A 9,036-nucleotide genomic window follows, 5' to 3' on the forward strand; every position below is an offset into this window, starting at 1 on the left:
CAGCACTTATGTTGCGCCGGAGGAGTTGACCTTTAAAAGGCATAAATCTATACTCCCTGCATAGAGCAACAAACTCTATACAGTTTTAGTGAGCCCCGGTTATCTTACTCGCCCGCCAAAGTGATGAAGATATTCGGGGTTTTTGCTTTTATGGGTCTGTAATCAAGACCCATTCCCTGCCACCTTACGGCGCGGCCAACCAAAAATTCTTACTTGATCAGTAATCTAGCATTGGATCTTAAAACACTCAAGAAAGTTAATCCTTAACGCGTTCATCCAACCGCTCACTCGCGGTCTTAATCAAAGTTTCAATCATTTCAGATTGAGTGACACCTTCAGCCTTGCACAGCCTCTGGAGGTCATTTTTTAAACCATTCTGGACGTATACACGGATCTCTTTGTGAGTTTCCTTTCTACGCGCAATCAGAGCCTGTTGCCTCTCAATTGGAGACAATGGACTACCTTTTCTGTATGGCCGTTTAGCTTTCGATGAGGAAGTAACTGCATTTTCGATGTGTGACATTTCTGCCTCCCCAAAGATCAAAATAGGATCACTTGAGAAAGCCTACTACAATTTACGTAACTCAGCAGCATAAATAGCATTTTCACACCCCGTTGGCGCGGGACATCTGGCAAAAATGCAAAAGAGGATTAGTTTGAGGTGGCGGACCGATTGTGATTGGGGTTCTACGCCGGAATCCCAGAAAATTCCGTAACCAAAGCTAAAAGCTGACTGATTTATATGATGTTGAATAAATTACGGGTTATGTGACAGATTTTAAGGTCAAAATTGGCGTTTAATGATTGTCACTCAACCGGTCGTTTAGGGGTCAGTTTGGAGATCGGAAATTTTTGTACGTTATGCGTATTATTTAACCAATCTCGATGCGTAAAAGATTGATTTTGCGTCAACGGCTATCGTTTTTAAGTTGTCGTCTTTGTGGTGTCGCATTTAGGTTATCTGATTAAGGTCAAATCCCCTGAAAACGCCTTATAGCTCGGGAGTACACCCTATTGCTATAGGTAAGCCTGTTCAAAAAACGGGCTAACCGTACAATAATTCTCTATATCCAAACTGACCCCGTTTACGTGACAAAGCCCGTGGTTCCTGGGGAGCGGAAAAATCCAGGGTTCCGGCTAAGAACCACTTTTTTGTTACTTCTTGGGGATCCTCGGCATTGGATAATTATCAGACCAATCAGGCCTTTCGCCGGCCATGATAGCCCGACGCTGGTCCGGGCTGGCACCCTGATTTAAATCAGGCATCACCCTGTGAGTCGGCCCCGTAGGAGGCGTGGTCCCGAAAGTTTCATTATCGGCACATCCAGTCAATAACAAAGCTACAAATGGCAGCACTACATACCGTTGCATAGTGAATATCCTTTTCTAGATACCGAGGGAAGATCCATTATAGGGGCCTGAAGCCCAACCGTACGGAAACGTACGTTAAGAATGTAACCATATGATTTTAATTCTATAAAATCGTAGCGTAGTCGGGCAGGTTAACGTTGATTTGATTACCGCGTTTATTAACACTGAAAATGCCTGAAACCGCATGGCTACTGGTATCAACGGGGAGAGTAAACAAAACCCTCGTTTTCCTTACTCGGCCAATCTGCTCAAAAAATTCACTTAGCGTACTATCTCGTACGGTTGGGCTTCATACCCCTAAGCTAAGTGATATCGCTTTAGTCGGAACCCTGTCAAACGCACAACCTCAAGATTGACGGGGCTTGCAGGATGATCTTACACATTTACGAACGAATCCTTACGCCTAGCCAGTCACATCATTCCGAATGACGGAAATTTCGGCGGTTCCGGCGTAGAACCCCAAGATAGCAATATGCCATTGGGGAACCTCTGTTGAATGCGGGTTTGCTGAATGTCGGGGACGCACATCTACCCCCTGATTAGCCAAGAACGTGGCGGCCGAATATTTCTCTCTGTTAGCGGACAAACTGCCAGACAGAGGCAGGCACTTTGTCGTAGAGGCGGTTCATGGTGATTTCGGCCAGCCGGTGGTCAACTGCCGAATTAAAGGCTTCCAGTTCAATATCAGTGAGTTTGTGACGCGTATGTTCAATCACTTTTTCCAGGGTTTCCCTGGTCCGGCACCGCCGCAACTTCATTAGCCAATCATGTTTAGTTGTAGGCAAATAAAAATCCTCTTTAGTCTTAAAGCTGACCAGCTGAGCTGGTCAGCTTAGTTTACATATCACTAATTTCAGTCAACGGATGGTCCATCATATTCGGCTTCTGCCGCATGGTTTCCCTGTTTATTTTCATGTTGCGGAGGCACCTCGTTATCCACCTCGCGGTCGAGGGGTTTACCTTCCCATGCCACGCGTTCGCCGCTTCGGTGCTCTGTCTGACCGTTCGCCAACTTTTGATCCCACTCAACCTTTTCTTTGCCCAGATTGGTCAGGCCGACCCGTTCACCCAAGTTCAGCCCCTGCACGGCCTGTTCCAGAGTGACACCCCAGATAACTTTTTCACTACCGTCAGGTCGCTGTAATTTGACGTAATAGCTGTCGTCCCGTTCATTCTCTGGCTTGGACATATCTGGATTGAAGTTGTAAGGCGCATTGCCGTGCTCAAGCAACACCCCCTCATGGGTCACCGATTTACTGGCCTGCTCAGGCGCTTGCGGCTGGGCGTTTTCCTGGGCGCTATCACGCTGCTCAGGTGTCACATTCTCAAGCATTTCATGTATTTCCGTTTCAAGCTCACGACAGACCTTATCCGGTCCGTTCACCGGATCGCTGTCTGGCAATTCCAGATAAGCCAGAGTAAGTTCCTTACGGGTCTGCCGAGCCTCATTAAACTGTTTTTCTGACTCAGCACCCGTTCTTTCCTGAGCGCCGGCAAGTATTGCCTGATAGCCCTTCTCCAGGGTGGCAAACGCTTCGCGGAACCCTTCTGCGGAAGTAGGAATGGGCTGAGGCGAGAGGCCTGTACTGATATTCTGACCGTCACGTTCAATCGCCAGTTCCTGTTTACGCTCAGCCAGACGACGGTTCATTTCTTTGTCAGTGAAATGAATATCCAGCCCCTTCTGCGCAACAACCTCAATGGCCGTATTTTTAAACGCCTCTGTGCCTTTCACCGTTAACGTACTACCGAATTTTTCCTTTGCCAGCTCCAGTGCGACGGCAACAGACGACTCACTCAGGCCATTTTTACTGACAGCAATGGAGTTACCGGTATCGACAAACAACGTCTTGTCGTTAGACTTATCGAGATAGTGGATATTATTGCTGAGCCGTGCCTTTCGGGTATACAGGTCGGCGGCAGTAATAATCCGCACCTTTTCCCTGATGCTGCGTTCGCCAAGATTTTCCTCCATCTCCTGACTCATCTTCGCGAAGCGTTGTTTAGCCCCTTTGGCTTCGGGTTCATTTTCTTCCGGGCGGCTGATGGTATTGCGCCAGGTATGTTCTTTACGGATGTTTTTACGAATATTTTTACTTCCCATCGTATCATTCTCCTGCGTTGTCAGCCCCTGGGGCTGGGTTATCTGCTGATGTGCTTTAAATCGTTCAAACGTCAGAACGGCCAGCAGCTGGGTTTTGTCCTTAACCGACAGGCGGCTGTCACTGAGAATGAGCCTGCGGGTTTCGAAGTATTTCTTGTCTACCTGGTAGAGCGCACGTCGCTGATCGCCCGTTAACGCACTCTGTTCCTGCCTGCGTTGCAGACTGGCCGCCAGGTATGAAGCATTCTTGGGCGTTTTGGGCATCACGCGCCTGATTAGCCGCACCCGCGCGGAACGCGGTGAAGGCGTAATCAGCGTGTCACTGAACAACCGTGTGGTATTTTTCTCGACGGCGCTGATATCGGGCACCCTGAGACCATGACGCGCATACACCGGTATGCCAGATCCTAGTCTGTCTGCTCTGGCCCCTCCTCGGCGTTGTCTGGCGGCGTCTGCACTGCCCAATTCTGGAATGAAGGCATAGCGGTCGGCTTCCCGGCTTCCGGTATCGCCGGGGTAGAGTCCGCTTCCGGTGTTTTCTTCGAATTCGTTTTCTGCTGTTTCTTCACTTCCCGGATACGCGCTCGTTCTGCTTTCTCCGCGGCTTCCCGTGCTTTCTCCTCTTTCCGGGTGCTTTGTTCCACCTTCCGTTCCTCCCGGATGCGGTCTTCGCGGGCTTCTTTCGCCTGGCGTTGAACTTCCCGGTTCCTCTGGCGTTGTTCCAGTGCGGTGTTCTCCTCCTCCTTCCTCTGCTGACGTTCCTGCTTCTCTGTCTGTTTCGCCTTCTTCGCCGCCTGCTTTTCCTCGTCCCGCTCTTCCGAGAGGTAAACCAGATCGCAATCGAGGATCTCCTCCTGCTGCTGGCGGCTCCAGGTGAATACGTGCATTACCCGGCAAAAACACCGCGCTTCCGGCGCGTCCGGCTTTCCCGTCAGCTGCCATAATGCCGCCGGACAAATCTTGCACGCCATGGGAAGCGCTGGCATGTCCTCCTTCACGATTTTCAGCAGCACTTCGCTCGTCACTTCTCTCCCACTGGGTAGGGTGTAATTCATTACTGCCTCCGAACTTTTCGTAGAATGCGAACTGTTGTTCTGAAAGGATCTCTAACTTCTGTACCGGGTCTGAATTTTGGTAATAGTCGTGCCGGAATTTTTTTGATGCCGGTACGATGTATTTAATTTCTTTTGCCCGCATGGGCCATTCACTCAAACGTTCCGCGATAACATGTTTAGCCAGTGGCGGTCTGACAAGTTTCCTTTCCACAATAAAACTGTCGCTGAATATCGTTTCTTTCAGATTGGTGAATTTCCGGTCACCTTCAAGTTTCACAGCAATATATTCATTATCTTTACCAGCATTACGGATGCGTGTTTCACCATAATTCCCCACAAGTGAATAGAACCCATCTCTTGATTGAATATTGCTGTTAATGATTTCTTTAATAAGAGACTGTTTAAACTCACGATGTCGCCCACGAAAATCATCACCTTTATAGCGTGAAAGGACATCTGAGTAATTGTAAGGATCCACTCGTACATGTTCACGCGGTGATGCCAAAGAGTATTTCTGGTTAATGTACTCCTGAAAAGCCTCAAGGTACTTTTCTGTGGACTCAGGGACACCTATTACATCAGAAACCCTACCCGAAAGAAGATTTATTTTCGGAATGAAAATATGAATATGGGGTTTGCGCTCAATTTTTACCCCGGTTCTTTTATCGTAAACAGTTTTAATTTTTGGAATATGGGCCTCAGCATAGAAATTATACTCTACGCCTTCATAGGCATACACAATAAACTCACGCATTTCTCGAGTTATGTTCTGAAGATCCGCTTCTGAAATTTCATCTTCTTTAAATGAAAGTGTAAACGTTGTATAGCGGTTCTGACCTCTATCAGGAATGGACTGATAAACCTTTTCAGTTAAATCTAAGTCACCATAAAGTATCAACCGCTCATCGAGTTCTTCACGTGTGAATTCCCTACCATTTTTAACACCTTCCTCAAGATACTCTTTAACACCCGAATTATACCCACTAACTCTTATCAGCATCGTTGACTCCTTTTAGAAGAAGCGAGCGTATATCCGATAATACATTCAGGAACCGCAAATAAATCCTTTCTGATACTTTCTGCGAAAAGTGCGCTGAGTTAACCTGGTGCGCTAACTGGTTAAGGTTATTGCTTGCCTTATTGAAATAAAAAATCACCGTTTGCAGGTCCTTAATCGTCACTTTTATTTCGGCCTTCTGGTTAATGAAAACCTCCCTGAAGTAACTAGATTTACTCATCCCGGAAACGGCAAGTTTTTGCTCAAACTCCCGCGCTTCCTCTTCAGATACGCGAAAAGAAAGCACCCGGTCTTTGCTCTTTTTAACAGCCATAACATGCCTCATTAACCAACGGAGTTTCAGCCAGCGCAGCGGGGTTTCAAAGGGGTTTCCCCTTTGGCGCGTCGACGGGATACAGAATTGCGCAGCAATTTGTATACAGTCGGGAACGTGCCTTAGTTCAAAATCGACACATCACCACAACGCACTACAAAGCACTGATACGCACTAAAAACCACATAAAAAGCACTAAAACGCACTAATGCGCATAAATAAATTGACTGACGCACTGATGCGCACTAATATGCATTCACACGTTAAATTATTGCGAGGTGAGATAGAGTGAATGACTGACTGGCGTTCTAAACCACGTAACGGCCGGACTGAATTCATCAAGCATTCAGATGAAATTCAGTCTCAGTTGAAAAGTGGCATGACCAATACACAGATTTATGCATGGCTTTCAGAGCGGGAAGACTTTCCCCTCAGCTTGTCCCAGTTTAACCGCTACGTTCGCAAATACTTTTCTGACGTAATCGAAAACGTCAGAATTACAGAAGAAAGAAAGATATCAATACCGAAAACCAATTTAACAGTGAGTGATGCGGTCAAAAGTAGTCAGGCTTCTTCCAATCAGATTAAAAGCAGTCTTTCTGAATGGCATAACATCAACGTTCGCACTCAACGACTTATTAATGACCTTGAAGAAAATGGCTTTTCACCAGAAGAGGTTTCTTCATGGAATGAGCCGAATGACACTGCGATACGCAACCGATTAACACAGATAACTTTGAAAAAGGGTAAATAATTATGTTTATGAAGATCGCCGTACTGAACAATTCTGGTAACGTGGGTAAATCTACAATTTGCAACGCTCTTTTACAGCCTCGCCTGCCAGAATCACGCGTTATTAAAGTTGAAACTATTAATACTGATGGCACTCTTGACGAAAAAGTCAGCGCAAACGACTTTATTGAAATATCAAGAATGATCGATTCCTCACCCTGCGCAATTGTTGACGTTGGTTCATCCAACATTGAAACCTTTTTTAAAAAAATGACAACTTTTAAAGGTAGCCAGGAAGATTTCGACTACTTTATCGTCCCTATTACACCACAGAACAAACAACAGATGGATTCACTCGTCACCATTGAAACGCTCCTTGATCTTGACGTTGAACCATCGCGAATTCGCGTTATATTTAATATGGTTGACTCTGATAAATCATTTGAAAAACAGTTTTCAGGTGTTTTTGAGAACAAAACCTTCAAATCACTTAAAATTAAAGACTTCCCGATAATTAATAACACAGAACTTTTTACTCACCTTCATGATATAGGTAAACCCCTGACATCTGTTCTTTCCGACGAACGAGATTTCCGTACATTAATGCGTCAATCAACAGACATCAAAGAAATTGACCAACTTTCAACTGACCGCGCATTGAAAAGGCTTGCTACGGGTGTGAATGAAGAGCTTGATAGTGCATTTACTAAACTTAACCTAGGCTGAGGTTATTATGAGTAAAATGGAGTCAGAGTTACGTGATCATGCGCTTTCACTAATTCATCAGGACTATATTTTAGTTGAAAAACAAATACAGGGTCTGTCAGAAAAACTTTCGGTTGAATTAAATCTGATATCTCAATCGGCCCACCAAATACCAAAGAGTATTAATGAAAGCCTCAAAGATATTGCTGACACTATAGAAGAGGCGGAAAAAACAGTATCTAACCTTAGTCAGGAAGCTCGGACAGCTATGCAGGCGATTAAAGATACAGAAATCGAAGCTATACGCCGTGAAGTTCTGATCGGTTTATCTACTGAGTTGGCAAAAACACAGGAGGTAGCAAACAATATCCGGAAATCGCTGCTTAGTTATCCGGATGCATTACGTCCCGAAACACCACTTTGGCCATTATTCACTTTGTCAGCGGCGGTCATGGCCGCTGTCATTGTCTGCGGTTTTTTCGGCTGGAATATGTATCAGCAAAATGCTGAGCTGTATAAAGATGCTATAAGAATCTACAAGACTTACGAGGAACAGCAGAAAGTTATCCAGACACTGCCTCCCGAGTACCGCAAAAAATTCACACTCGAGTAGTTATCACAAAGGGGAAGCGCAGCGCAGGCCTGTGTTTCCCCCATTATCCCCGCTTCATCGTCCTTTCGTCTCCGACCGTCTTACTCCGTTACCGCTGACTGGCCGCTGCCTCAAAAGCGCTTGGCAGGGGGCGCAGGCGCACTAACGTGCATCTTTTATGCCCTTAGTTAGGGGTATCGGCGCGATTAAAGCCAACACTCTATGTGGCTTTTTTTCGCGCCTCCCATGCCCTTCGGGCATCCTGAGTCAACGTTAGAACGGGATCCCGTCGTCAAAATCCATTGGCGGTTCGTTGTTTTGCGCGGCTGGCTGAGCTTGCTGGCCACCGCTGAACTGGTTGCCGCCTTGCTGGCCGCCTGCTGCTGATGCGCCACCGGTGCGCCCGCCAAGCATCTGCATGGTGCCCCCCACGTTTACAACAACTTCGGTAGTGTATTTTTCAACTCCAGCCTGATCGGTCCATTTACGGGTGTGCAGTGCACCTTCGATATAAACCTGTGAACCCTTTTTCAGGTATTCACCGGCCACTTCTGCCAGCTTGCCGAACAGCACAACGCGGTGCCATTCCGTTTTCTCTTTCTGCTCGCCGGTGGCTTTATCACGCCAGCTTTCGGACGTTGCCAGGGTCATATTGGCCACAGCACCGCCGTTAGGCATGTAGCGCACTTCCGGATCCTGACCAAGATTGCCCACCAAAATGACTTTATTTACTCCGCGTGAAGACATGTAAACCTCCTCAATGATCACACCTGACGGTATGGCCATTATTGCTGTGAACCGCTCAATTGCGGCAGGGTATTACGGATATGACGAATAGCGACGCTGATTTGACAAATCGGACGCAGGAAGTCGCTCATTAATTAAAAGAATCATTCATTTAAAAACACCCGACGCTCGCCGCAGAACCGACTGAGGCGTACCGCAGCGAAGCGAGGAACGAACAGTCGGGGCGAGGAAGCGTAAGGGCGCAGATGCTCAATCAGGCTACTGACACACAGAACCTGAATCATTCACCTGGTTTTTGTCCTGGCCGAATTCAAAAGAGTGGGAAACATCGAGACTGTACTGAAAATTGTGTAAATGCCCATACTCCGATAACGTGTTAAATCAAAAAGGATATGGGCA

8 protein-coding genes are annotated in these 9,036 nt (G+C 46.7%); 3 read left to right on the forward strand and 5 right to left on the reverse strand.

What is annotated here, in order from left to right; translation table 11 throughout:
• Positions 1 to 256: 256 nt before the first annotated feature.
• The 4 genes from J8X26_RS24480 to mobC all read right to left on the reverse strand — a co-directional run bounded on the left by J8X26_RS24480 (position 257) and on the right by mobC (position 5,861).
• Positions 257 to 523 (reverse strand): replication regulatory protein RepA, encoded by a 267-nt coding sequence (locus tag J8X26_RS24480; protein ID WP_208952236.1) that lies wholly within the window; start codon positions 521 to 523, stop codon positions 257 to 259.
• 1,423 nt (positions 524 to 1,946) lie between these two features.
• A complete protein-coding gene (hha, locus tag J8X26_RS24485; protein WP_374101306.1) occupies positions 1,947 to 2,156 on the reverse strand; it encodes a hemolysin expression modulator Hha in 210 nt (69 codons plus the stop codon).
• Between the two features lie 68 nt (positions 2,157 to 2,224).
• Positions 2,225 to 5,530 (reverse strand): LPD7 domain-containing protein, encoded by a 3,306-nt coding sequence (locus tag J8X26_RS24490; protein WP_208952238.1) that lies wholly within the window; start codon positions 5,528 to 5,530, stop codon positions 2,225 to 2,227.
• Positions 5,514 to 5,861: a plasmid mobilization relaxosome protein MobC gene (gene mobC, locus J8X26_RS24495; RefSeq protein ID WP_208952239.1), complete on the reverse strand. Its 348-nt coding sequence runs from the start codon at positions 5,859 to 5,861 to the stop codon at positions 5,514 to 5,516. Before mobC ends, J8X26_RS24490 begins: the two co-directional genes overlap by 17 nt.
• Positions 5,862 to 6,153: 292 nt before the next feature.
• Between mobC and J8X26_RS24500 the strand changes: the two genes are divergently transcribed.
• From J8X26_RS24500 to J8X26_RS24510, 3 genes are read left to right on the forward strand one after another with little or no spacing between them, the layout of a single operon-like run.
• Positions 6,154 to 6,615 (forward strand): hypothetical protein, encoded by a 462-nt coding sequence (locus tag J8X26_RS24500; RefSeq protein ID WP_208952240.1) that lies wholly within the window; start codon positions 6,154 to 6,156, stop codon positions 6,613 to 6,615.
• Between the two features lie 2 nt (positions 6,616 to 6,617).
• Positions 6,618 to 7,319: a StbB family protein gene (gene stbB, locus J8X26_RS24505; protein WP_208952241.1), complete on the forward strand. Its 702-nt coding sequence runs from the start codon at positions 6,618 to 6,620 to the stop codon at positions 7,317 to 7,319.
• A 7-nt stretch (positions 7,320 to 7,326) separates the two neighbouring features.
• Positions 7,327 to 7,911 (forward strand): hypothetical protein, encoded by a 585-nt coding sequence (locus tag J8X26_RS24510; protein WP_208952242.1) that lies wholly within the window; start codon positions 7,327 to 7,329, stop codon positions 7,909 to 7,911.
• Positions 7,912 to 8,163: 252 nt separating this feature from the next.
• Here J8X26_RS24510 and J8X26_RS24515 read toward each other — a convergent pair whose 3' ends face one another.
• Positions 8,164 to 8,637, reverse strand: coding sequence for a single-stranded DNA-binding protein (locus J8X26_RS24515; RefSeq protein WP_208952243.1), 474 nt, complete (start codon positions 8,635 to 8,637; stop codon positions 8,164 to 8,166).
• Positions 8,638 to 9,036 lie beyond the last annotated feature (399 nt).

The organism is Rahnella sp. ChDrAdgB13 (genome assembly GCF_017655185.1).
GTDB lineage: Bacteria > Pseudomonadota > Gammaproteobacteria > Enterobacterales > Enterobacteriaceae > Rahnella > Rahnella contaminans.